The organism is Streptomyces viridiviolaceus (assembly GCF_014650995.1).
GTDB lineage: Bacteria > Actinomycetota > Actinomycetes > Streptomycetales > Streptomycetaceae > Streptomyces > Streptomyces viridiviolaceus.
In genome coordinates this window covers 180,283-202,023 of record NZ_BMWA01000016.1, presented here as the reverse complement: position 1 = coordinate 202,023, position 21,741 = coordinate 180,283, and the positions used below count along the sequence as shown (strand labels likewise).

The 21,741-nt window shown below is 69.1% G+C and carries 20 protein-coding genes and 1 pseudogene; 11 read left to right on the top strand and 10 right to left on the bottom strand.

The features are described from left to right. Positions 1-53: 53 nt before the first annotated feature. The 3 genes from IE260_RS24440 to IE260_RS24430 form a co-directional block, all read right to left on the bottom strand. Positions 54-1,337 carry an FAD-dependent oxidoreductase gene (locus IE260_RS24440; protein WP_189875362.1) on the bottom strand — a complete coding sequence of 428 codons (1,284 nt, stop codon included), beginning with the start codon at positions 1,335-1,337 and terminating at the stop codon, positions 54-56. 675 nt (positions 1,338-2,012) lie between these two features. After that, on the bottom strand, positions 2,013-3,617 hold the full coding sequence (locus IE260_RS24435; RefSeq protein WP_189875360.1) for a subtype B tannase: 1,605 nt from the start codon (positions 3,615-3,617) through the stop codon (positions 2,013-2,015). Between the two features lie 325 nt (positions 3,618-3,942). Next, positions 3,943-4,137 (bottom strand): hypothetical protein, encoded by a 195-nt coding sequence (locus tag IE260_RS24430; protein ID WP_189875358.1) that lies wholly within the window; start codon positions 4,135-4,137, stop codon positions 3,943-3,945. A 248-nt stretch (positions 4,138-4,385) separates the two neighbouring features. Between IE260_RS24430 and IE260_RS24425 the strand changes: the two genes are divergently transcribed. Beyond that, entirely contained in the window at positions 4,386-4,742 is a 357-nt protein-coding gene (locus tag IE260_RS24425; RefSeq protein ID WP_189875356.1) for a DUF6207 family protein, read from the top strand. A gap of 18 nt (positions 4,743-4,760) precedes the next feature. On the opposite strand, the gene IE260_RS24420 is transcribed toward IE260_RS24425, so the two are convergent. Next, positions 4,761-5,120, bottom strand: coding sequence for a hypothetical protein (locus IE260_RS24420; protein WP_189875354.1), 360 nt, complete (start codon positions 5,118-5,120; stop codon positions 4,761-4,763). A 292-nt stretch (positions 5,121-5,412) separates the two neighbouring features. Between IE260_RS24420 and IE260_RS24415 the strand changes: the two genes are divergently transcribed. Beyond that, positions 5,413-5,652 carry a hypothetical protein gene (locus IE260_RS24415; RefSeq protein WP_189875352.1) on the top strand — a complete coding sequence of 80 codons (240 nt, stop codon included), beginning with the start codon at positions 5,413-5,415 and terminating at the stop codon, positions 5,650-5,652. Positions 5,653-5,797: 145 nt separating this feature from the next. Here IE260_RS24415 and IE260_RS24410 read toward each other — a convergent pair whose 3' ends face one another. Then, positions 5,798-6,112 (bottom strand): hypothetical protein, encoded by a 315-nt coding sequence (locus IE260_RS24410; RefSeq protein ID WP_189875350.1) that lies wholly within the window; start codon positions 6,110-6,112, stop codon positions 5,798-5,800. Positions 6,113-6,833: 721 nt separating this feature from the next. Here IE260_RS24410 and IE260_RS24405 point away from each other — a divergent pair. From IE260_RS24405 to IE260_RS24395, 3 genes are all read left to right on the top strand, one after another. After that, the gene (locus IE260_RS24405) at positions 6,834-7,814 is read left to right on the top strand and encodes a threonine ammonia-lyase (RefSeq protein ID WP_189875348.1); all 981 of its coding nucleotides are present in this window, start codon (positions 6,834-6,836) and stop codon (positions 7,812-7,814) included. 337 nt (positions 7,815-8,151) lie between these two features. Next, the gene (locus IE260_RS24400) at positions 8,152-9,363 is read left to right on the top strand and encodes an NAD(P)/FAD-dependent oxidoreductase (protein WP_189875346.1); all 1,212 of its coding nucleotides are present in this window, start codon (positions 8,152-8,154) and stop codon (positions 9,361-9,363) included. Next, the gene (locus tag IE260_RS24395; protein WP_189875344.1) at positions 9,360-10,265 is read left to right on the top strand and encodes an RNA polymerase sigma-70 factor; all 906 of its coding nucleotides are present in this window, start codon (positions 9,360-9,362) and stop codon (positions 10,263-10,265) included. The genes IE260_RS24400 and IE260_RS24395 overlap by 4 nt, the downstream gene beginning before the upstream one ends. On the opposite strand, the pseudogene IE260_RS41875 reads toward IE260_RS24395, so the two are convergent. After that, a pseudogene (locus tag IE260_RS41875) lies at positions 10,228-10,881 on the bottom strand (methyltransferase domain-containing protein). The gene IE260_RS24395 and the pseudogene IE260_RS41875 sit on opposite strands and share 38 nt — an antisense overlap. A 193-nt stretch (positions 10,882-11,074) precedes the next feature. Continuing rightward, positions 11,075-11,923, bottom strand: a complete 849-nt coding sequence (locus IE260_RS24390; protein WP_189875342.1) for a helix-turn-helix transcriptional regulator — start codon at positions 11,921-11,923, stop codon at positions 11,075-11,077. A gap of 139 nt (positions 11,924-12,062) precedes the next feature. Here IE260_RS24390 and IE260_RS24385 point away from each other — a divergent pair, with 139 nt between their 5' ends. The 3 genes from IE260_RS24385 (at position 12,063) to IE260_RS24375 (ending at position 14,188) form a co-directional block, all read left to right on the top strand. Further along, positions 12,063-12,842: an NAD(P)H-dependent oxidoreductase gene (locus tag IE260_RS24385; protein WP_189875340.1), complete on the top strand. Its 780-nt coding sequence runs from the start codon at positions 12,063-12,065 to the stop codon at positions 12,840-12,842. Positions 12,843-13,066: 224 nt separating this feature from the next. Beyond that, positions 13,067-13,270, top strand: a complete 204-nt coding sequence (locus IE260_RS24380; protein ID WP_189875338.1) for a cold-shock protein — start codon at positions 13,067-13,069, stop codon at positions 13,268-13,270. Between the two features lie 300 nt (positions 13,271-13,570). Beyond that, positions 13,571-14,188, top strand: a complete 618-nt coding sequence (locus IE260_RS24375; RefSeq protein WP_189875336.1) for an SUKH-4 family immunity protein — start codon at positions 13,571-13,573, stop codon at positions 14,186-14,188. Positions 14,189-14,488: 300 nt separating this feature from the next. Here the strand turns inward: IE260_RS24375 and IE260_RS24370 are convergent, their stop codons facing one another. Next, the gene (locus IE260_RS24370; RefSeq protein WP_189875335.1) at positions 14,489-15,940 is read right to left on the bottom strand and encodes an amidase; all 1,452 of its coding nucleotides are present in this window, start codon (positions 15,938-15,940) and stop codon (positions 14,489-14,491) included. Between the two features lie 128 nt (positions 15,941-16,068). Here IE260_RS24370 and IE260_RS24365 point away from each other — a divergent pair, with 128 nt between their 5' ends. Then, on the top strand, positions 16,069-16,695 hold the full coding sequence (locus tag IE260_RS24365; protein WP_189875333.1) for a TetR/AcrR family transcriptional regulator: 627 nt from the start codon (positions 16,069-16,071) through the stop codon (positions 16,693-16,695). Between the two features lie 734 nt (positions 16,696-17,429). On the opposite strand, the gene IE260_RS24360 is transcribed toward IE260_RS24365, so the two are convergent. Beyond that, positions 17,430-18,095 carry a TetR/AcrR family transcriptional regulator gene (locus IE260_RS24360; RefSeq protein WP_189875331.1) on the bottom strand — a complete coding sequence of 222 codons (666 nt, stop codon included), beginning with the start codon at positions 18,093-18,095 and terminating at the stop codon, positions 17,430-17,432. Between the two features lie 68 nt (positions 18,096-18,163). Between IE260_RS24360 and IE260_RS24355 the strand changes: the two genes are divergently transcribed. Beyond that, positions 18,164-19,054, top strand: a complete 891-nt coding sequence (locus IE260_RS24355) for an SDR family NAD(P)-dependent oxidoreductase (protein ID WP_189875329.1) — start codon at positions 18,164-18,166, stop codon at positions 19,052-19,054. Positions 19,055-19,149: 95 nt separating this feature from the next. Continuing rightward, positions 19,150-20,067, top strand: a complete 918-nt coding sequence (locus tag IE260_RS24350; RefSeq protein ID WP_189875327.1) for a DUF6891 domain-containing protein — start codon at positions 19,150-19,152, stop codon at positions 20,065-20,067. 169 nt (positions 20,068-20,236) lie between these two features. Here the strand turns inward: IE260_RS24350 and IE260_RS24345 are convergent, their stop codons facing one another. Continuing rightward, positions 20,237-21,634 carry a DHA2 family efflux MFS transporter permease subunit gene (locus IE260_RS24345; RefSeq protein WP_229881191.1) on the bottom strand — a complete coding sequence of 466 codons (1,398 nt, stop codon included), beginning with the start codon at positions 21,632-21,634 and terminating at the stop codon, positions 20,237-20,239. Between the last annotated feature and the right edge of the window lie 107 nt (positions 21,635-21,741).

Here is a 21,741-nt window from a genome sequence, read left to right as displayed (position 1 = left end):
CCACCTCGCCGGGCTGACTCGAACCCAGGATGCCGGCAGCCCACGCCGGCAGCTCACGAGGCCTGCGGCGTCTTGACGTGTTCGGGCCGTACGCCGATGCCGACGACGCGGGCCACGACACGGCGCAGCGCCGGGAACCGGTCGAGCAGCCTGAGCGGCAGCGCCGGCTCGGCCGACGCCGGGTCCCGTACCTCCCCGCCGCTCAGCACCGCGCCGATCACCCTGTTCTGGATCAAGACCTGGCCGGCCTGCGTGAGCCGGGTCGGGAACTCGCGACGCCGCTGCACCCGCGCCAGATCCGCGGTGCTCAGCCGGCCCGCGCGCAGGCGCGGAGCCAGGATGTTGGCGGTCGCGACCGCGTCCTGGATGGCCAGGTTGATGCCCACCCCGCCGACCGGCGACATGGCATGGGCGGCGTCGCCGATGCACAGCAGGCCCCTGCGGTACCAGCGGCGCAGCCGGTCCACCCGTACCGTCAGCAGCTTGACGTCGTCCCAGGCGGCGATCTCGGCGACGCGGTCCGCGAGGAACGGCACCAGCTCGGCGACGTCCGAGCGGAACGCATCGAGCCCGCGCGCCTCGATCTCCTCGCGGGTCCCCTTGTTGATCACATACCCGAGCTGCCAGTGCTCGCCGCGGTTGATCACCACGAAGATCCGCCCCAGATCGAACCGCCCGGTGCTCTGGACCGGGTCGTCCGGTTTACGGGACAGCCGGAACCACAGCACATCCATCGGCGAGCCGAGCTCCCGGATGGCGAGGCCCGCGCGCTTCCGTACCACCGACGAGCGACCGTCGGCGCCGACGACGAGTCCGGCCCGCACCTCGAGCGGCCCGTCCGGGGTGCTCGCCCGTACGCCGATCACCCGCCCGGCGTCCTCGACGAGGTCGGTGACCCCGGCCTGCCTGATCAAACGGAACCCCGGGTAGACAGCGGCGCGGTCGGCGAGGAAGTCGAGGAAGTCCCACTGCGGGATCATCGCCACGAAACGGCACCGGGTCGGCAGGTGACTGAAGTCGGCCACCTCGACCTCGACACCGCCGACCACCGCCGCCAGCTTGGGGACCTCCTGGTGCGGCAACGCCAGGAACTCCTGCAGCACCCCGAGCTCGCTCATCAGCTCCAGCGTGGACGGGTGGATGGTGTCCCCGCGGAAGTCCCGCAGAAAGTCCGCGTGCTTCTCCAGCACCACCACGTCCACGCCCGCCCTGGCCAGGAGCAGGCCGAGCATCATCCCGGCCGGGCCACCGCCGACGACGCAGCAGGTGGTGCCGAGCGTCGCCGCCGCTCCCGCCTGGGTTGATGGTGTGCGTGCCGTACCTGTCTCGTCCGCCATCGAACCCTCCCGAACGTCTGTTCACTCCAGCCCGAGGGCGGTCGGCAGGTCGAGCCGACGGATCTCGCCGTTCGAGCACAGCGCCGCTCGTGAGAGTCGGCGAAGGGGCGAAGGGCCAACCACCCCACGCCGGGGCGGCGCGCCTGAGAGCCATTCTCGCCTCGGGTGCCGCCGCCGTCGACCGGCGTCCTCGCGGGTCCCTGACTGTCGCGCAGGCCAAAGCGCAGGGCGTTGGTCAGTGACCACTCCGCGGCCTTCGATGCCGCGTGACCGGGCCATCGACGAGCCGGCTGCGAAGGGGTGCTGACCTGCGGCCAGCCGCGGAGCATGGGAGATGCTGCATACATCGTGAACGTCGCCCGTGCCATGGCGCTGGATGTCGCGGCGGAGGCCGCGGAAGCGGCGGGGGGGCAGATGAGCGCGGACAGGTCGCCGTTGCTGCCACGGGGTCGGCGATCGCGTCGAAGGCTCCTCACAGCGCAGGAACGACAGCGTCATCCAGTCGGCGCCGCCGTCGACCGCACCCGCAGCCGCCACGGGCGCGCCCGCCCCTACCTGCTGTACGGCGCGGTCCCGTTCGGCATCCTGTCCGTGCTCACGGCCCGTCGAAGCCGACGGACGGATCACCGAACCCGCCCGTACCTTTTCATGGCGACGGGGTGGTCACGCCACCGGTCAAGGCGCCTTGTAGCCGGACGTCTTGGCGATCCACTTGATGAAGTCACCGGCGTCCTCGTTCGCCCCGTGGCCCGCGTCCCAGTAGTAGAGATGGCTGACCTCGTCGCCCAGTTGACGTGCGGCGGCGGCGAGGTTGGCGGAGACGGTCAGCGAGGTGTCGGAGTCCGCGCTGCCGAGCCGGATCCACCAGTGCCTGGAACGGCCGGAGTTCGGCTTGTCGACCAGGTGGTACATCGGGTTCATCAGGCGCAGCTTCTCGGGGATGTCGCTCGCCAGGCGGGCACTGGCGCCCTTGTCCTTGCGCAGGCTGTAGAGGGTGAAGTGGCGGTACTGCTCGGTGCCCGCGCCGAATTCGTTGTTGATGTCCCCGGCCATCGTGTCGGAGGAGTCGGTGGGGAGCGTGAAGAGGTCGAAGGCCGGAGCGTCCTTCTTCCGCGCGCCCACGTGCGTGAGGAATTCAGCCCAGGTGAAGGTCGCCTGCTCGCCGTCCCAGTCGATGAACGTGTTCTTCTTCAGATAGGTCTCGCGGTCCGACTCCGACAGGTCCGTGAGGTACTTCGTGGCCGCGGGCTGCAGGTACGTCTTGAGCAGGTAGTCGTCGTAGTTACGGGCGGTGAGCTGGCCGAAGCCGTTCAGGCCGCGCAGTTTCAGCCCGGCCTGGTACTCGGTGAACTGGGACCTCAGCTGCTTGGAGACGGTCTGGTCGACCTGCTCGCCGTTGCTCAGCTTGTTGCTGCCCCAGTTCCACTCGTAGGCGCCGTCGGCGTGCTCCAGGTCGCTGATCGGACACCAGGCGCCGGTCGCGAAGATCGCGTCCGAGGCGTCGGCCGCGCCGATCTCCTTGAGGTACTTCTCGTAGACCGGGCTGTCACCGGATGCGCCGAGCAGCGCGGACAGGGCGCCGCCGGCGCTGGTGCCGGTGGAGAAGATCCGGTCCACGTTCCCCGGGACACGGCCCGCGTTGGCGCGCAGATACCGGACCGCGGCCTTCAGATCGACGATGGCGGCGGGGGCCGTGCCGTAGTACTCACCCGCGGAGTTCTTCAGGGTGCGCCCGCGGGCCCCCGGCTCCACGACGACGTACCCCGCCGCCAGGCCCAGCTGCGGCAGGCTGACCATCTTGCCGCCGCTGAGCTGGGCGGAGCTGCCGGACTCGGTGCCGGACGTGGAAGAAGCGGAGGGGGCGGCCGAGGCACTCGGGGCGCCGCTCGGGGCCCCGCCGCCACCCATGCCACCACCTCCCACGCCGGTGGCCTCGGCGACCGAGGAGGGCATGTAGCCGCCGACGGAATTGGCGAAGAGAATCGGCGCGCCGCTCGCCTCGACCGCCTTGCCGTCGATCTTGACGGGGACGCTGATGTTCAGGCTCTGATACGTCTTGTCGACCGGCTTGGTGACATAGGTGACCGCCTTGTAGAAGCGGTACGCCACCTCGCGCTCGGCGCCGTCGGCGTCGGTGACGGTCGTCGTCAGGGTGGTGTAGGCGTCCTCGTCGAAGACCAGGGCGCCGGAGGCGGACGCGCCGCCCTTCTCGTCCTCTGCCTGCGCGGTGAGAGCGACGCCGCCGACCGCCGCGGCGCCCGCGGCCGCTCCGATACCCATCACGACGCTCCTGCGCCGGACTGCCCTGTGCTTCACGTGAATGTCTCCTCGGTTGGTACGGGCTTGCATCTGTGAAGGTAGAGCAATTGACGACGAGATTGTCAACAATCGGCGGGATTCATGGTGGATGCACAGGTCCAACCGTGACTCCCACCTACCAGGGTGATCGGCCGGACCCCGCGCCTTCCGGGTAGCGGGCCAGATGCGGGGCGAGCCTGCCCGTGATCAACGGGTCAGCCGACCGAGGAGTTGCCGGACGTCCCCCAGGGCTCGGGCGAGCATCGGCGCCGCCGGTGTCTTCATCACCACTGCGCGCCCAGGCCGGTCAGCCGAGGTGGTCCTCGGGGTGCGCCGGCTTCTGCAGCGTCCAGAATTCGCCGGAGCAGCCCGATGGCAGGGGCGGGAAGCGGTGGCCCTTCACGTCCGTGCTCCAGTGGTGTTCCCCGCCGCAGTCGCATTCGTAGATCCCGCTGGCGGGCACGATCTCACCGGGATGCCACGACGTCTTCTCCTCGCTCATGGCTTCTGTCTACGACGACACCACGCACTGCGCGACCCGGTTGGTCCCCCTGTGGGTTCACCGGCAAGAGGGGCAGCAGCCACGAGGTCCCCGTCCTGTCGTCGGACCACGGGCTGCCGTCCCTGTCTATGGGGCGGGCCGCACCCCTGCGGCCGGAGAGCGGAAGCAAGCACACAACTCTCGCCCGTCCGGGCGGTCGTGCGGCTGCGGGCGAACCGGGCCACTGCCGCGGGGGCGTCGCCAGAGGCATGCGCATCGCCGAGTCCGAACTGGCGGTCCTGGACGTCGGCGCCGACGACGAAGACACCGTCCGCGCGGTGACGGACCGCCTCCAGCAGCAGTGGGCGACCCCGGGGATCACCCAGGTGTTGCGCCCGCTGGGCAAGACCAAGGTCAGGGCGCGGGTGATTGCGGACGTACGCCGCCACCCGGACCCGGGCGACCAGCCGCTCCAGGACCTCGATGCCGCCACCACCGGATTCACTCCCCCCGTGGAGTTCTTGCGTCGTCGAAGGGAACGTGAACCGGGTGAAAACGCTCAAGAGAGCGAGGAAGGGCGGGCTTCGTTCCAACTCCTCCCGACCCGCGTCCTCACCCGGCCATGATCGGCGAAGGGCCACTGGTCAGGCGATCAGGCGCCGATCTTGCGGATCGAAGCACACCAGCCCGGAGGTCCGTGCCAGGGCGGAGGCAAACAACGCGGCCTCCTGGTATTTGCTGAAGACCATGCCGAAGTAGAACAGCGGACCGCTCGCGTTGTTGATCAAAGGGCCGTCCGACCACGGACTCGTGTCCTCGTCTTCATCGCCGGCACTCAGGTCGGGCCATTGGGCCACCAGCTCCTCGACGTACTGCCTGATACGCGGGGTCGGCGGCTCGACGTTACCTCCCGTGAATCTCTCGTACAGGCCCTCCAAGACCTCAAGCGCCGATGCATCGTCAGCGGGGCGCGGACCGTCCCAAACAGCCAAGTCGTAGCTCATGACGGCATCGTGCTGGTCCCCACTGACAGCCGATGCCGCCAGGGGCAGGCGCTGCAGTGGTTCGTCACGAAGCTGCGGACAGAGCCCCGAATCCCCCCACCCAGTGCTCACATGGCCTCGTAGTTGCTCACCGCAATTCCCGGGCGCACCACCGCGCTGACCTACGGTCTGGTTGCCCATCAGATTGACCAGATGGACAGTCGGCACTCGAGAACGATGCGCGAGGTTCAATGTCAGCGGACGCACGTACCTTTCAGTTGCCCCCCGGTCGGGCGGCGGAGAGGAGTGAGACATGGAGCGGGCCGGGAACGCTCGGCTGGCAGCCAGGTCCAAGGCCACCTCGTACCTGAACCGGAGCACACTGAGCGTTGTCCAGCAAATGATCTCCGAGGTGGCAACCGTCGAGGATCTGCAAGCGGACTACCGGGCCGGTCGCGGTATGGACGGCACCATGATGAAACACACCGCGTCCGACGCGACACCGAACGTCGACCGGTCGGGGCCGATCGCGGCTCCCCCTGTTTTCACTTGATGCGCGGGTGCGGCGATCTCCCGCCTCAGCGGGTCTGCCGCACCCGCGCCCGGCCCTCGGCCACCTGGCTGGGGCTCCCGTGGCCGGTCAAGCGCCACCTCGGGTGCTACCGAGGTCAGGGCAGCGTCGGTGCCGCCCGCCCGGGTCAGCTGTCCCAGCCGTCATCGTGGTCCCAGCTGTCGCTGTCCCAGTCCTCGTAGTCCCAGTCGTAGTCCCAGTCGACGTAGTCCCAGTCGTAGTCGTAGTCCCAGTCGTCGTAGTGCCCCCAGCAGTCGTCGTACTCCCAGCCGTCGTCGTGCTCCCAGCCGTCGTCGTGCTCCCAGCTGCTGACGCTCGTCACGGTGGCGTGCGTGGGGCTGGCGGGGGCGGCCTGAGCCGCGGTGCCGACGCCCAGGATCGCGCCTGCAGCGGTGACGGTGACGGCCGCGATCTGTGCGATCTTCTTACTGGTCCGAAACATGGCTTGTCCTCCTTCCTTCTGCGGGCGGACCTCTCCCTGGTGCGGGAGGGCCGAGCCCGGGTAGATGAGGTCCTGTAATGAGTAAGCCCGAGCGGGTGATGCCCTGGCACGTCGCGAAATGACGTGGCTTGACACCCGCAGTCGGTCTTGATAAGGATCCGCTTCCCGCCGAGGTCGGCCCGGCCCCCGGCCCCGCGACAGCCCGCAGGCCTGAGCCGCCCCCCCATGAGCAGATGGCGACCCTGGGCGCTGGCACGCGTGATCACGAGGTCAGCCGACCGCAAACCGTGCTGCGCTGCCCCGCGGGAACGCTGTTTGAGCCATACTTTTCCGACTTTGCGAGAGGCCTACGGCCGCCGTTCCAGCGGGCTGCCCTGCCTGATGCCGCAAGGGCGTGGGATGATCCCCCGTCGTGGGGAGACACACCTGAGGGAAGACGGCCGGCGCGCTGGTCCAGCCGCTCGATGCAGCCACGGGGCCGCCGTCGCCGCCGGCTGGCGAAGGGGACCGCCGCGCTGGGAGCAGTTGCCGACTGTCATCGGCGAACTCGCTGAGCGGAACCGCGCCGAGCGCACCACCGTCCACGCACTCCTGGCCGCGGGAGCGGGAAGCTCAGCAGTCGAACGACCCAAGTCCAGTGCCGCGTAAGCTGCCTCAGCGGAGCCAACGAAATTGACAATCACTCATGAAGCGCCGTCCTGCCCCGTTAGCCTGCTATGTCGTGCAGGAGACACGCCTCGACACTGCTCGGATCCGGGCGGCTCGCCGGGTGATCGACCCGGTCTTTCTCGACACTCCGCTGTACCGCTGCGAGGCGTTGGAGGCCGGCCTCGGGTGCACGGTGAGCATCAAGCTCGAGACGGCGAACCCGGTCCGTAGCTTCAAGGCCCGCGGCACCGAGGTCGTCGCGAGCCTGCTCGCCGACAATGGATCCCGAGCCGCAGTGTGCGCGAGCGCGGGCAACCTCGGCCAGGCCCTCGCCTGGTCCGGTCGCGGCCGGGGTATCGACGTGACCGTGGTGGCATCCCGCTTCGCGACTGCGACCAAGCTTGATCGCATCCGCGCGCTGGGTGCCAGGCTGGAACTGGTGCACGGCGACCACGAGATGGCCCGCGAGCGGGCGGCGGCCATTGCGCAGTACGACGGCATCAGGCTGGTCGAGGACAGCCTGGACATCGAGACTTGCGAGGGCACGGCGACCATCGGCCTGGAACTGATGGACACCGAGCCATCGTTCGACGCAGTCTTGATCGCTCTCGGCGGCGGCGCGCTGGCCACCGGTGTGGGTCATGTCGTGAAGGCCATGGCACCCGAAGCCGAGGTGATCTGCGTCCAGCCGCTGGGCGCTCCGGCGATGGCACAATCCTGGCGCCGGCGACGTGTCGTCACCACCGACTCGACGGACACCATCGCCGACGGCGTCGCCGGCCGGCATCCCGTCCCGGACGTCCTGGACGACCTCCTGGTGGTCGCTGACGACGCCGTCCTGGTCCAGGAGGCATCGATCATCGCCGGTATGCGGATGCTCCTCCGACACGCCGGCCTCGTCGTCGAACCGTCTGCCGCGCTCGGCGTCGCGGCGATCATCGAAGACCGTGACCGCTTCGCCGGCCGACACGTAGTCACCATTGTGTGCGGCAGCAACGTCGACGTAGACGCCTATCACCGCTGGGTCGGTGGGGCTCCCAAGCCCGGGCCCTGACACCATGCGGTCCCGGCGCATTTCGAACTGGTTGCCCATGACCTGCCAGCGCACCCAGCCGGGCGCCATGGTCTGACGCCAGGCAACGGCCCGGCCGCAGCTCCTCGCGCTCCACCGAATCCGCACGCCGGTGCACCAGCCACACGAACGCGCCGCCCGGCTCCCGGCTCACCGACCGCGCTCACTGAGCGAAGCTGACCGTCCCTGCCAGTCCCGGCGTGCACACGGACGCACCCCACCAATTCAACTGTGACGCGCGTTACATCGACCTCATGTCACGAACTGGTTCGCAGCTTCCATCCACTGGTCGTCAACAGCGAGCAAGGAGGGCAGAGCGATGAGCGCACGGCACGAAACCGGCACGGCGATCACCACGCACCGCGTTCTGATCCTGGGCGGGGGTTATGCGGGCATGTCCGCGGCCATACAGCTCTCGGCCCGGGTCAAGCGGCGCGAGGACGTACAGGTGACCCTGGTGAACGCACAGGAGCGGTTCACCGAGCGGATGCGGCTTCACATGACGGCGACCGGACAGCAGCTCGCCGAGCTGAGCATTCCGTCGTTGCTCGAAGGGACGGGCGCACAGTTCGTGCGCGGCTGGGTGACGGCGGTCGATGCGGACGCGCGAACGGTGCGGATCGACGACGACCGGGTCTTGCACTACGACACGCTCGTGTACGGCTTGGGCAGCGTGGCGGACACGACCGCGGTGCCGGGCGTCGACGACCACGCGTACACCCTTGACGGGCCCCAGGATGCCGAGTTGCTGGCCGACCGGCTGGCGCGGCTCGGCAGCGGCACGGTGGTGGTCGCCGGCAGCGGGCTGACCGGTGTCGAGTCGGCCGCGGAGATCGCGGAACGGCACCCGGAGCTGGACGTCGTGCTGCTGGGCCGGGACGAACCCGGTGCGGCCATGAACCCGAAGGCCAGGACGTATCTGCAGTCGGCGCTCGACCACCTCGGCGTCGAGGTGCGCAGCGGCGTAGAGGTGGTGAAGGCGCTGCCTGGGTCGGTCGCGCTGGCGGGCGGGGGGAGCATCGCCGCTGATGTCGTCCTGTGGACGAGCGGTACGCGGGTGTCGCCGCTGGCAGCCGCCGCCGGGCTGGCCGTCGACGAGCGCGGCCGCATCGTCACCGACACCGCGCTGCGTTCGGTGTCGCACCCCGACGTGTACGCCATCGGTGACGCCGCGGCGATCCGCCAGGGTTACGGCGTCATGCACGGCACCTGCCAAAGCGGGATGCCGACCGGGGTGCACGCGGCGGTGTCGATCATCCGTACGCTGAAGGGCAAGCGGCCCAAGCCGTTCCGCTTCGGTTACTACCACACGCCGGTGAGCCTGGGCCGACATGATGCGGTCGTGCAGTTCACCCGACCCGATGACAGCCCGCGGCGTATTCATCTGACCGGCCGGATGGCGGTCCGGTATAAGGAGACAGTGACTGCCTCGCCCTGGCCGACCTTCGGCCGTATGAAGAGGATGCCCGCCTCGGGCGCGTTCTGGCCGCACGGCGGTCGCTTCACCCGTGTCACCGAGGGTGCCGAGTGAGCGCCGGCCGGCAGGTCTTTCACGAGTACCGCAGGCTGCTGTTCTCCGTGGCCTACCGCATCCTCGGCTCCGCGGCCGACGCCGAGGACGCGATGCAGGACGCCTGGATCAAGTGGTCGTCCGCCGACCGGTCGCAAGTCGCCGATCCCAAGGCGTACTTGATGCGGATCGTGTCCAACCTGGCGCTGGAACACCTGCGTTCCACCCGGCACAAGCGCGAGACCTACGTCGGCCCGTGGCTACCCGAACCCATCCTCACCAGCCGCGATACCGCCGACGCCGTCACGGATGCCGAGTCGGTGTCGATGGCCGTGCTGGTGGTGCTGGAGACGCTGAGCCCGCTGGAGCGCGCGGTCTTCGTACTGAAGGAGGTCTTCGGCTTCAGCCACGCCGAGATCGCGGAGGCGGTGGACCGGTCCGAGGCGGCGGTACGACAGGCCGCGCACCGTGCGCGTGAGCACGTACGGGCCCGCAGGCCCCGTTTTGCAGCCGACCGCTCTCGGCAGCGCGAGGTCACCGAGCGGTTCTTCGCCGCCGTGACCGGTGGTGACATCAACACCCTGATGGAACTGTTGTCCCCGGACGTCACCCTGTGGACCGACGGCGGCGGAAAGGTCCGTCAGGCGCTCAAGCCGGTCGTGGGAGCACAGACGGTGGCCTCGTGGTTCGCGGCCATCGGCACGGTCACCTACCAGGGCGTCCGGCCCGCCGACATGCGCGCCGAGCTCGTCGACGTCAACGGCAGTCCGGGCATGGTGTTCAGCGCCCCGGACCGGGTGATCGCCACCGTCACCTTCGACTGGGACTCCGACGGTCGTATCACCGCCATCCACAACGTCGCCAACCCCGACAAACTCCACGCCATCACGGACGGCACCGCCCACGACGTCGCACCGTGGTGAACGGGAACCGCCCTCGGACGGCAACCGAGGGCGGGCGGCGGGCCCCAGCGGAGATCACCGGGGCAGCGGCCAGGTCGAGGCCTCCGGCGGCGAAGTTGGCCAAGTGGCTGTCGATCTCCTCGTCGGTGGCGGCTCCTGCCGCCACCAGACGGCGGCGGATCTGCCGCACGGTCGCGGCCTCCATGACGGCACATGCCGGCGAGGTGATCGGGTCGTACCCGTCGGCCTGAACGTCGACCCGACGGCCTCACGCAGCAGCCTCGGCAAGGTTCGCCCGTACGCGAGGTCCGCGCCGCGGGCTGGCATCGAGGTACGGAATCCGGATCGCAACCGGTTGGCGAGCCGCTGTTCGGGGGCCCGACTCGTCCGGACACGACAGCGGCTGCAGCCTCGGGTCGGCGTCCTCCAGGAGCAGCCAGCCGCCGGGCCGCAGCGCCTGGACCATGTTGGTGAGGCCGACTCGCTCGGCCGGCCCGAGGGGGACGGACGGACCGCCGGCACCTACCTCCCAGCACCGCATGCCGGCAGTGATCCCAAGCTGATCGACGTGCTGGAACGTCGACCCCAAGGCGCGCGGCGCGTGCGGGGCGTCGCCCCGGCTGCGACCAAGGTCCACTGGCTCCGGCCATGAGTGACAGCAGCAGTTGCTGGAGGCGTCATCGTGCTCTGTGCGTTCCACAGAGGGTGAGCCAGAACCCGAAATCGCGTCGGACGCTGACGGTGCTGCCGCGGTCGAGGGGGGGTGCGGGCCCCTGCACGACCCGGCAGCGGTTCACCTCGACGAAGACGACGGCACGGCGACACGTGAGCTACTCGCGGACCTGAGCGTCCGCTGTGGGATGCGCGTCACCGCTGTCCGTGCCCAGGCCCGCGAGCAGGCGCAGTCCGTCCTCGGCGGGGCTGTCGGGGGCGGCGGACAATACCAGCAGCTCCATGCCTGATTCGTCCGGTAGTGCGAAGTTCTCCTGGTGCAGTTCCAGCAGACCGACCAGCGGGTGACGGTACGTCTTGGGTCCATGTGTGCGGGCGCGCACGTCCGCGCGGGCCCAGAGGCGGCGGAAGCGCTCGCTGCCCATGGCCAGTTCGCCGATGAGCGAGGCCAGGCGGGGGTCCTCGGGGTATTTGCCGGCGGCCAGGCGAAGGTGCCCGACCACATCGAGGGTGCATTTCTCCCAGTCCGCGTAAAGGCCGCGCTCGGCCTCTTCGAGGAAGATGTGCCGGGCGGTGTTCAGGCCCGGCATCGGTCGGCCGTAGAGGAGCGCGGCGAGGCGGTTCCCGGCGAGCACGTCCATGCGGTGGTCCATGATCAGCGCGGGTGCGTCGGCGACCAGGTCGAGGACGCGCAGCAGCTGCGGCCGGACGCGACCGGCCGGCGTCTTCGCGCGGCGGCGGCGCTGCCGGGCGAGCCGGTAAAGGTGCCCGCGTTCGGTCTCGTCGAGGCCGAGGACGCGGGCGAGCGCGTCGAGGACCTGCTCGGAGGGCTGGGTCGCGCGGCCCTGCTCCAGGCGTACGTAGTAGTCGACGCTGACTCCGGACAGGTGCGCGACCTCTTCGCGGCGCAGCCCTTCGACCCGGCGGCGACTGTCGGTGGGTATGCCGACGGCCGCCGGGTCGACCCGGGAACGCCGGGTCCGCAGGAAGCCTGCAAGATCGTCCATACGCCCCAGTATGGCCTCGGTAGTGGCCGTGAAGGTGGTCCTGCCGTTACCAGGAAGTCCCGTCCGATGGAAGATGCGCCCCTGAACACCGGGCTCCGCGGCGCCCAGGATCGAAGGCATCCGATCCGAAGGAGTTCCCGTGAAGACGCTGATCGTCTACGCCCATCCGGAGCCGAAGTCGCTCAACGGCTCGCTGAAGGACCTCGCGGTGTCCACGTTGGAGGCCGCCGGGCACGAGGTACGGGTGAGCGATCTGTACGCGATGAACTGGAAAGCGGTCGTGGACGCCGCGGACTACGGCCCCGACGTCTCAAGTCCGCTGAAGGTCGCCCGGGACTCGGGCCGGGCCTTCGACGCCGGGACGCTCACCCCGGACGTGCTCGCCGAGCAGGAGAAGCTGCTGTGGGCCGACACGATCCTCTTCCAGTTCCCGCTGTGGTGGTACACGATGCCCGCGATCCTCAAAGGCTGGGTGGACCGGGTGTTCACCTACCACTTCGCGTACGGCGTCGGCGAGCACAGCGACACCAGGTACGGCGAGCGCTTCGGCGAAGGCACCCTCGCGGGCAGGAAGGCACTGCTGTCGGTGACCGTCGGCGGCCCGCAGTCGCATTACGCCGCTCGCGGGATCAACGGCCCCATCGACGATCTGTTGTTCCCGATCCACCACGGCATCCTCTACTACCCGGGCATCGAGGTGCTGCCGCCGTTCGTGCTGTATGGCTCCGACCGGATGACCGACGAGGGCTACCCGGACGTCGCCAAGGCCTGGGAGCAGCGCCTGCTCACCCTGGAGTCGACCGAGCCGATCGCGTTCCGGCGGCAGAACTTCGGTGACTACGAGATTCCCTCGCTTCACCTGAAGGAGGGACTGGAGCCCGCGGGCCGCACGGGCTTCGGGCTGCACGTGCGCGGCTGACCGCAGGCGGTGGACAGGGCACGGGACGGTGCCGGTGGCAGGAGCGCGGTACCGGGGTATGCGTCCCGTGTGCCGTGGGAACGATTCGCGGCACACGCCGATGGGCGTAAAAGTTCGGATAATCGCGCGGTGACGGGGTAGAACGGACGCCGGGTGCCTTCCCGTCAGGGTCGGCCCCGCCCACAGACCAGCCGGGAGTTCCCGGCGATAGCGAAGGACAGAGCATGGCCAGCGGCACCGTGAAGTGGTTCAACGCCGAGAAGGGCTTCGGATTCATCGCCCAGGACGGCGGCGGACCTGACGTCTTCGCCCACTACTCCAACATCACCGGCAACGGCTACCGGGAGCTCGTCGAGGGCGAGACGGTCACCTTCGACGTGGCCCAGGGCCAGAAGGGCCCGCAGGCCGAGAACATCGTCCGCGGCTGACGGCCCGCGAAGTCCCCGCTACGAAAAGAAGGGGTCCGGCACCAGCCGGGCCCCTTCCCCTTCCCCTCGGCCCTCAAGGGGCGGCACCCGGCGCAGGGCGGGCGGCAGGAGGGTGCGGAAGGCGGACCATCTGAAGACGTGGCGGTCAGCCTCAGCGCCCAGAGCGCCCCAGGCCGGCCATCGCCAGAACTTCCCTGACTCCCCGACTCCGCGGTCGTGTGCTCCGGCACCCGCGTGCGGATACGGTCTCCTGACCAGTCCCACGGCGCCCGTGCCGCCACCGAGTTCGGAGTTCCAGCAGTGCTTTTCGACGTCACCCGCGGCGAACTCGCCGACATCTTCGGCGACGACCGGCTCGAGACCTTGCACGCCACCGCCTTCCCGCCCTCCACCGCGGACACCGAGGGCGCCCTCCTCCTGCAGGTCGTCGGCGTCCCCACCGGGACGCTCCGGCTGCGCGAGTGCGAAGAGGACTCGGGTCGGCTCCCCCTCGTGCAGGACGTCGTCGACGTGGAGGGCTTCGAGGACGCCTCGGAGGACGCGGGCGGATGGCCCGTCATCGGCTGGCTGCTCAACGCCCACCTCGCCCTCGACACCGGTTCCGGCAAGGTGTACGCCTTCGACGCCGACGAGGAGACCGTGCAGGAACTCCATTCGGACGTCTCCTCCCTCGTCCATGTCACCCTCCGGTTCCAGCGCCTGCTCGAGGAGTTCACCTTCAGCGGCGACGACGGCGACGAGGAAGCCGACTTCGAGCGCCTGGAGCGCGAGGTCGAGCGTATCCGTCAGGAAACGAACAGCATCGACCCGCTGCCCTTCCAGGACGACGAGACCGTGTGGTCGGCGGTCGGCGAGGAGATCGCCGCGGGCCAGCGATTCCAGGGCAGCAGCCCGGGAGCCCGCTCGCTCTACGGGTGATCGCCGCCGATGCCGCCCACGCACCGCGCGATCGCCGCCCGGTGCGCAGGCCGCCTGCCTGGCCGATCCGCCTCGACCAGACCACACGGGGAGGCTGCCACGTCCCACGACGCCGTACTCGATCTGCACATGCTCAGCGGCACGGGCAGGCCGGTGCACAACGCGGATGTCGCGGTCATGGTGATCAAGGGAACCGTCGTCCCGGGAGGCTTACCCCCCACCTCCGGAGCACCGGCACGGTGGCACACTCCCGCATCGGGAGCGCTCCGGTCAGTGGACTCCCGGCTCCAGGAGCACTCCTCAGTGGCCTGTGTGGTTCCCTGCCCACACCGTGGGAGTCCGGCCCGACCACGGGCTTGCTTCTTCGAGTTGTCCGGCGAGGCGGAAGAGGCGGCCTTCGAGCCCGTATCCGGCAGCGAACTGCATACCGATCGGGAGCCCCGTCTCCGCGTCGGTCGTCACAGGCACGGACATGGCGGGCGTGCCCGCCACGTTGAACGCCGCGCTGAACGGTGAAAGATCAAAGAGACGGCGAAGCCAGCCGAGGCCGTCCAGTGCCTCCGCCCCCTCCGCATGAGTGCCCAAGGGCGGGGGAAGCTCCGGCACGGTCGGGGTGAGCAGTATGTCGTGAGCGTCGAAATACCTCGCCAGGCTTCGGGCGATCCGGTTACGGATTTCCAGAGCGCTGACGAACTGGGCGCCGCTGACCCGCTGCCCGTAGTGGTAGCTGGCAAGGGTGGGCGGCTCCAGGGTTGAGGAGTCGATGGGCCGGTCGAAGGCGGCAGCCAGCTCGTCGACCGAGGCCGTCAGATTCGCCGTCCACTGACGGGCACTGGCCAGGACGAACTCCTCCCAGTCGGCCCCGAGGTCGACGTTGACCTCCTCCACCTGGTGGCCGAGAGATTCGAGCAGACGCACGGTACGAGAGAGAGCGTCGGCCACTGACGTGGTCGTACGGTGCCCGCCCCATGCCTGGGCGAGGACACCGATCCGCAGCGAGCCCGGGTGGCGGGTGACTTCCTCCGCATACGGCCGGGACGGCTCTTGGGCGAAGTACGGGTCACCCGGTTCCGGGCCGCGGATCTGGTCGAGCAACGTCGCGCTGTCGCGTACCGTGCGGCTGACGCTGCCGTGCACGGCCAGGCCGTTGAAGAGCTCGTCGAAGTAGGGGCCCACGGAGACCCGGCCACGGGTGGGCTTCAACCCGAACAGGCCGTTATGGGCGGCGGGGATGCGGATCGAGCCGGCGGCGTCGGTGGCGTGAGCGATCGGGACCACGCCGGCAGCGACAGCCGCGCCCGCGCCCCCGCTGGATCCGCCCGCGCTGCGCGTCAGGTCCCACGGGTTGCGGGTCGCGCCGTACAGCACCGGTTCCGTCGTGTTGCTGTAGGCCATCTCCGGTGTTGCGGTACGCCCGAACGTCACGAGCCCGGCGCGCCGGAAGCGCAGCATCAGCGAGGAGTCGGTGCCGGAGACGTTGCCGGCCGCGAGACGGCTGCCCAGCTCCATCCGCTTCCCGGCCATGGAGACTGCGATGTCCTTGATCAGGAAAGGGACTCCGGCCAGCGGTGTGCTGCCGGGGCTGGGCTCGTCGTCGGCCGGCCAGGTCTCCACGATGGCGTTGATCTGCGGATTGACCGCCTGCGCGGCCTCTCGTGCGGCCGCTTCCAGTTCGGCGGGGGTCACCTCGCCTCTGGCCACCAGCTCCGCGAGCCCGACCGCGTCGAAGCTCACGTACTCGGTGATTCTCACTGTCACTCCCAACGGAAAAAGATACCGACCAGTGCCGAGTGATACTCAGCGGTATCGCGTGGCACGGACTGGTACCGTAACAGGGGAAGTGAGTGGCCCGACAACGGACCGGAGGTCACGGAGCAGTCATGGCAACAAGCGCCAGCAGGCCGAGCAGGGTGGCGAAACTGCCGCCTCGCGAGCGCATCCTCGACGCCGCGGAAGAGCTCTTCCAGAGCGAGGGGATCCGGCGGGTGGGCGTCCAGACGATCGCCGAGCGGGCCGAGACCACCAAAATGGCGATCTACCGCCACTTCGAGACCAAGGATGCGCTGGTCGCGGAGTGGCTGCGGATCGTCGCCGCCGACTACCAGGCGGCCTTCGACCGGGTAGAGGCCGAACACCCCGGCCGGCCCAGGGAGCAGATCCTGGGCCTGGCCCGCTTCATCGCCGAGGGATTGCCGGCGATCTCGCACCGGGGCTGCCCGTTCATCAACTCCATCGCCGAGCTGCCCGACCGCTCCCATCCCGCACGGCAAGTGATCGAGAGCCACAAGGCCCACCAGACCCGCAGACTGGTCGGCATGTGCACCGAGGCCGGGTTGCGCGACCCCGAGCAGGCCGCGGCCGCGATCACCTTCGTACTGGAAGGCGCGCAGGTCAGCACGCAGAACGGAAGCATCGAGCAAGCGGGGGACCACCTCATGAGAATCGTCGAGGGGATCTTGGATCAGCACCACTGCTCCCTCGGTACATCACGGACAACCACCGACTGACTCGCCCTCGCCCGCGTCACCGACACCGAGAACCAGGTGCGCGTTCGCCCGCGTTGAGCAGGCCGTCGACCAGGAGAGATGGGCACTGACGCCGGGAGTCAGACATCCGGCGCTCAGAGACAGTCGTTCCGATGAGGAGCTGCTCGAACGTCCCGCCGACCGCCGACCGGCCCTGCGGCAGCGGGTGAGGGAGACGGTTCACCCCATCGCGGCGGTCACGCTATCGGGCGGCGCCGTCTCGGCGTTCTGGGACACCGACGACGTCGACACCGGGGCGGGTGACTCTCCCTCGTGTACGCGGGCGCGCTCCTGGGTTGCGCCTGCAGTGTGTTCGAAGATGACCAGCGTGCCTCGACTGCCGGAGCGGACGGCGTGTTCCACTCCCGCATACGGTCCAGGACCGGAATCATCTGGGGCCGCGTTGCCCCCACTGGCCCGGTGATCAGCAGTGCCAGCGGGCGGCATTGTCAACCACCCCGGATCAGCGGCAAGAGTCCGAATGATGACGATCCGGTGACCCTTCCACCGGCCGCCTCTGCCGACGACCTGCGGTAGAGGCCCGTCCGGACGAGCCCACTCGCGGTCTGATTTGTCGCCCCTTCTCACGCCGTACAGAACGATGGAATGGAAGTTTCCGACCCATCAGACAGGCCGTAGGCATGCTGCGGCATGCCCGGACAGCAGCGACTGGCGGCTGGGAGCCCGACGTACCGTGCGTCAGTTCCTGCGGTGCCTCATGAGGCAGGAACTCCGACTCCCGTTCCCGTCAGGAACGCGGTGAGGATGCGGCGCAGGCGGGGTTCCACCTCGACGATCGCGTGCCCGAGCCGGGGGTCGCTGGTGTAGAGCTCCCGCAGGCGGGGGCCCGGGCTGGCCATCTGCCACAGCGCGCCGGCCATGCCGGTGGCGGTGGAGATCATGTCGAGGACCTGCTGCTCGGTGAGTCCCAGCAGACGGCTCAACTCGCCGCCGATCAGGTCGACTTCGTGCAGCGTGACGAGTTTGAACGCGCGCACCGCCTCCAGCGACACGTTGCGCTCCAGGTTGAGGGGGGCCTGCGCCAGCAGGTCGCAGAACAGGGGGCGTGCCGCCAGCGTCGCGGCGAAGACCTCGGCGACGTCCGCGGGGGTGGCCTCCGCCCTCGCCTGCAGGTCGGCACGGAGCGACGCGGACCACTCCCGCCAGCCCTCCGCGGTGAGCTCGAGGAAGATCTGCTCCCTCGTCTCGAAGTAACGCAGCAGCGCCGACTTGTGCATACCCACTTCGGTGGCGATGTCGGTGAGGGTGACGTCGCGGATGCCGCGCCCTCGGCCCAGCGCCCGGGCTGCGTCCAGGATCGCCGCTTCACGCGCCTGCTTGGCCTCGGCGCTGCGCGCCCGTTGGAAGGCTGGCTGACTCATGGAGCCATCATAAGAACGCTTAGCAAAACGGTGTTGCATTATTAAGAGAACGGTGTTGTACTAACCTCATGAGTGAAAACGCACGCAGCACGCAGCAGCAGGTCTGGTTCATCACCGGTTCGTCCCGCGGATTCGGCCGCGCTCTGGTCACCGCCGTCCTCGACGCAGGCGATCTCGTCGTCGCCACCGCCCGTCGTCCCGAGACCCTCGCCAAGGAACTGGAGGAGTACGGCGACCGGGTCCTCACCCTGCCGTTGGACGTCACCAGCCCCGAGGCGGCACACGCAGCGATCGACGTCGCGCTCGCCCGCTTCGGCCGCATCGACGTCCTGGTGAACAACGCGGGATACGCGAACGTGTCACCGGTCGAGACGGCGGACGACGACGACTTCCGCGCCCAGTTCGAGACCAACTTCTGGGGTGTCTACAACGTGACCAAGGCGGCGCTGCCCACCCTGCGCCGACAGGGGTCGGGCACCGTGGTGCAGTTCTCCTCGGTCGGCGGGCGCGTCGGCGGATCCCCGGGCATCGCCTCGTACCAGGCGGCCAAGTTCGCGGTCGACGGCTTCAGCCGGGCGCTGGCCGCGGAGACCGCACCGTTCGGGGTGCGGTTCATGGTCGTCGAGCCGAGCGGCTTCGCCACCGACTGGGCCGGCTCGTCCATGACCGTCCACCCTGTCCCGGAGGCCTACGACGAGACCGTGGGCGCGATGAACCGGATGGTGCGCCAGAGTACGTCCGGCGGCGCCGGCGACCCGGAGCGGGCTGCCGAGATCATCGTGCGTACGGTGCGGCGCGGCCAGGTCCCGAGCCATCTGCTGCTCGGCGTGAACGCGGTGACCATGGCGCTCGACTACTCCCGCCGCCAACTGGCCGAGGCGGGCGCCTGGGAGGAGGTGAGCCGCTCGGCCGACTTCGCCGAGCCGTACCCCGTGGAACTGCCGCCGCAGGAGGCCTAGGGACTGTCGTCAAACCTTGGCCAACGACCACCCAGGTTCAGCGCTGGTCGGCTCCCGGGATGTCTGTAGCAAGAGGGGTGTGTCAGAGTCTGCGCATGCTCGAGATCGTGGTGAAGACCGAGAACTGGGAGCGGCACGTCCGTGTGTCCGCCGAGGAGCTGGCTGGGTTGGTCCGGCGAATCGGTGGTGATGGTGACCGGTTCCTGGTTGTCCAGCGGATACCCGACCTGCCTGACGTCTTCGCTCAGGTCTGGCACAAGGCCGGTGCTGACTACACGCTGGAGCACCGAGACGGTGCCGCCGACCGACACTTCCAGGCGATGGCCGGTGGGCCCGAAGCCGTGATCGCGGCGATTACCGGCTGGGCCCGCCAGGAGGCCGGTTGGGACGGTGGTCTGGCTTGGTCGCTGCTGGACATGGGCCCCGCCCGCGAAGTGCCGCCGCTCGACCTCGACGAAATCGAGCGCGTGGAGTTGGAGAAGCGCGTCCGCGAGGTGGTGGTCGGCGGCTACGCCTCCCGCGCCGAACTGGCCGAGCTCGCTGAGGAGTACCTGGTCACCAAGGACCGCCGGCCCGTTTCGCGCGAGCAAGCGAAAGCGCTGGCCGACCGGTTGTGGCTGGAGCGGGTCGCGGAGCAAGCTGCATGGCAGGGCGAGACCGACCCTGAGCGACTCACCCGCGCGTTCACCGCCCTGCAGGAGGCCGGCATCACAGCCCGCGAGAACTTCACCTGCTGCCGCAGCTGCGGCCAGTCCGAGATCGGCGGCGAAGGCAGGCCCGACGCCCGCGGCTTCGTCTACTTCCACGCCCAGTGCACGGACTCCGCCGCAGCCGGCCAGGGACTGATGCTCCTCTACGGCGGCTTCGACGGCTCGTCCGAGACCACTGCAGTCATGGGCCACGAGGTCGTGGCCGCCCTCGAAGCAGTCGGCCTCCACGCAAAGTGGGATGGTGACCCCGGCCGGGCCATCACCGTCACCCCCTTGGATTGGCGCCGCCGCCTGGTCGGTTAGGGACCGGCGTCAAGGATCACACCCACATGAGGAGTGAGGCGAGGGCGACAGCTGCCTGACAGCACTTGACCGTTCTGGCGCAGCTGGGGGCCGGTGGTGTCGCCGGGTGTCGGTCGGCCGGTCCTGGGTCGACGGAGACCGGGCCAGTAGCCGGGCCGGCCGCTGCTGGTCAGGACGCCGGGGCGTTCTGTACAGGAGATTCCGTGCTCTGTTGCTCCACGCCCACGGGCGGCGTTGCCTTGAGCAGGCCGGTGCCGATGATCAAGGCGGTCAGTGTGAATCCGGCAGCGGCCAGGAAGGCCACGTGGTACCCGCCGACCAGCGCTTCCGCCTCGGTCGTCCCCGCGGCGATGAGGCTGTTCGTACGCGCACTGACGAAGGCACTCAGCACGGTCAGGCCGAGAGCGCCCCCGATCTGCTGAGTGGTGTTGAACAGTCCGGAGGCGATGCCGGACTCGGCCGACGACACGGCAGTCATACCGAGTCCCATGACGGCCGGCGCGGCCAGGCCGAAGCCCAGCCCCATGACAAGACTGGCGGGGAGGAAGTCCACCAGGTAGACGCCATCGACACGGGCGAACGACAGCATGACGAACGCCCCGACGATGAGGGCGAGCCCCAGCAGGAGCATCGCGCGCCGGCCGAACTTGGTGATGAGCCGGGTCGAAAGACCGAGGGACACCACCGCGATCACCACGGCGATGGGCACGAACCCGAGACCGGCCTGTAGCGAGCCGTACCTCAGTACGCGCTGCAGGTAGAGCGTGCCGAAGAACAACAGGCCGAACATGCCGGCGATCATCAGGAACTGGACGATGTTGGCCGCCGCCAGGCTCCGCGAGCGGAAGAGGCTCAGCGGCAGCAACGGCCGTGCCGCCGTGGCCTGGCGGACGACGAACCCGATCAGCAACAAGAGGGACAGAGGTCCGAGCAGCAGGGTCCTGGCGGCTCCCCAGCCGACCCGCTCAGCGTCCACGACGGTGTACACCAAGAGCATCATCCCGCTCGTGACCAGCAAGGCCCCCAGGAAGTCGGTGCCCTTGCCCATCCCCTCGCCACGGTCCCCGGGGATCACTCGCATGCCGACCAGAACGAGGGTGGCACCGATCGGTGCGTTGATGAAGAAGATCCAGTGCCAGCTGAGCATTTCGGTGAGGACGCCGCCGAGCAGTGGTCCGACCGCGCCACCGCCTGCGGAGGCGAAGCTGTAGGCAGCAATGGCCTGAGCCTGCTCGCGACGACCGGAGAACACGGTCGCGACCATGCCGAGGATGCAGGCGGAGGCGACCGCTCCACCCATCCCCTGGAGGAAACGGGACACAATCAACGACGTTTCGCTCCCTGCGACACCGCACAGCACGGAGGAAGCGCTGAAGAGCACGATTCCCGTGAGGAACACGGCCTTCCGCCCGATCAGGTCACCGAGCCGCCCGGCCAGCAGCAGGAGCCCGCCGAACGGGATGACGTAGGCGTTGACCACCCAGACGAGGTTCTCGGAGGAGAGCCCGAGGCCACTCTGCACAGCGGGCAGCGCCACGTTCACGATGTTCTGATCCAAGACGATCATCATCTGGCCGACACAGAGCAGGATGACGGTATGCCACGGCGATGCACTCGCCCGTGTGCTGGGCAGAGACATGGTGGAACCCCCTTTGGAGCACTATTTGTTACAGC

Coding starts and splice junctions, on each gene's coding strand:
- IE260_RS24360 (WP_189875331.1), bottom strand. CDS start 18,095: ATGAGTCAGCCAGCCTTCCAACGGGCGCGCAGCGCCGAGGCCAAGCAG.
- IE260_RS24425 (WP_189875356.1), top strand. CDS start 4,386: ATGCGCATCGCCGAGTCCGAACTGGCGGTCCTGGACGTCGGCGCCGAC.
- IE260_RS24420 (WP_189875354.1), bottom strand. CDS start 5,120: ATGAGCTACGACTTGGCTGTTTGGGACGGTCCGCGCCCCGCTGACGAT.
- IE260_RS24415 (WP_189875352.1), top strand. CDS start 5,413: ATGGAGCGGGCCGGGAACGCTCGGCTGGCAGCCAGGTCCAAGGCCACC.
- IE260_RS24345 (WP_229881191.1), bottom strand. CDS start 21,634: ATGATCGTCTTGGATCAGAACATCGTGAACGTGGCGCTGCCCGCTGTG.
- IE260_RS24390 (WP_189875342.1), bottom strand. CDS start 11,923: ATGGACGATCTTGCAGGCTTCCTGCGGACCCGGCGTTCCCGGGTCGAC.
- IE260_RS24430 (WP_189875358.1), bottom strand. CDS start 4,137: ATGAGCGAGGAGAAGACGTCGTGGCATCCCGGTGAGATCGTGCCCGCC.
- IE260_RS24440 (WP_189875362.1), bottom strand. CDS start 1,337: ATGGCGGACGAGACAGGTACGGCACGCACACCATCAACCCAGGCGGGA.
- IE260_RS24350 (WP_189875327.1), top strand. CDS start 19,150: ATGCTCGAGATCGTGGTGAAGACCGAGAACTGGGAGCGGCACGTCCGT.
- IE260_RS24410 (WP_189875350.1), bottom strand. CDS start 6,112: ATGTTTCGGACCAGTAAGAAGATCGCACAGATCGCGGCCGTCACCGTC.
- IE260_RS24400 (WP_189875346.1), top strand. CDS start 8,152: ATGAGCGCACGGCACGAAACCGGCACGGCGATCACCACGCACCGCGTT.
- IE260_RS24435 (WP_189875360.1), bottom strand. CDS start 3,617: ATGGGTATCGGAGCGGCCGCGGGCGCCGCGGCGGTCGGCGGCGTCGCT.
- IE260_RS24355 (WP_189875329.1), top strand. CDS start 18,164: ATGAGTGAAAACGCACGCAGCACGCAGCAGCAGGTCTGGTTCATCACC.
- IE260_RS24365 (WP_189875333.1), top strand. CDS start 16,069: ATGGCAACAAGCGCCAGCAGGCCGAGCAGGGTGGCGAAACTGCCGCCT.
- IE260_RS24380 (WP_189875338.1), top strand. CDS start 13,067: ATGGCCAGCGGCACCGTGAAGTGGTTCAACGCCGAGAAGGGCTTCGGA.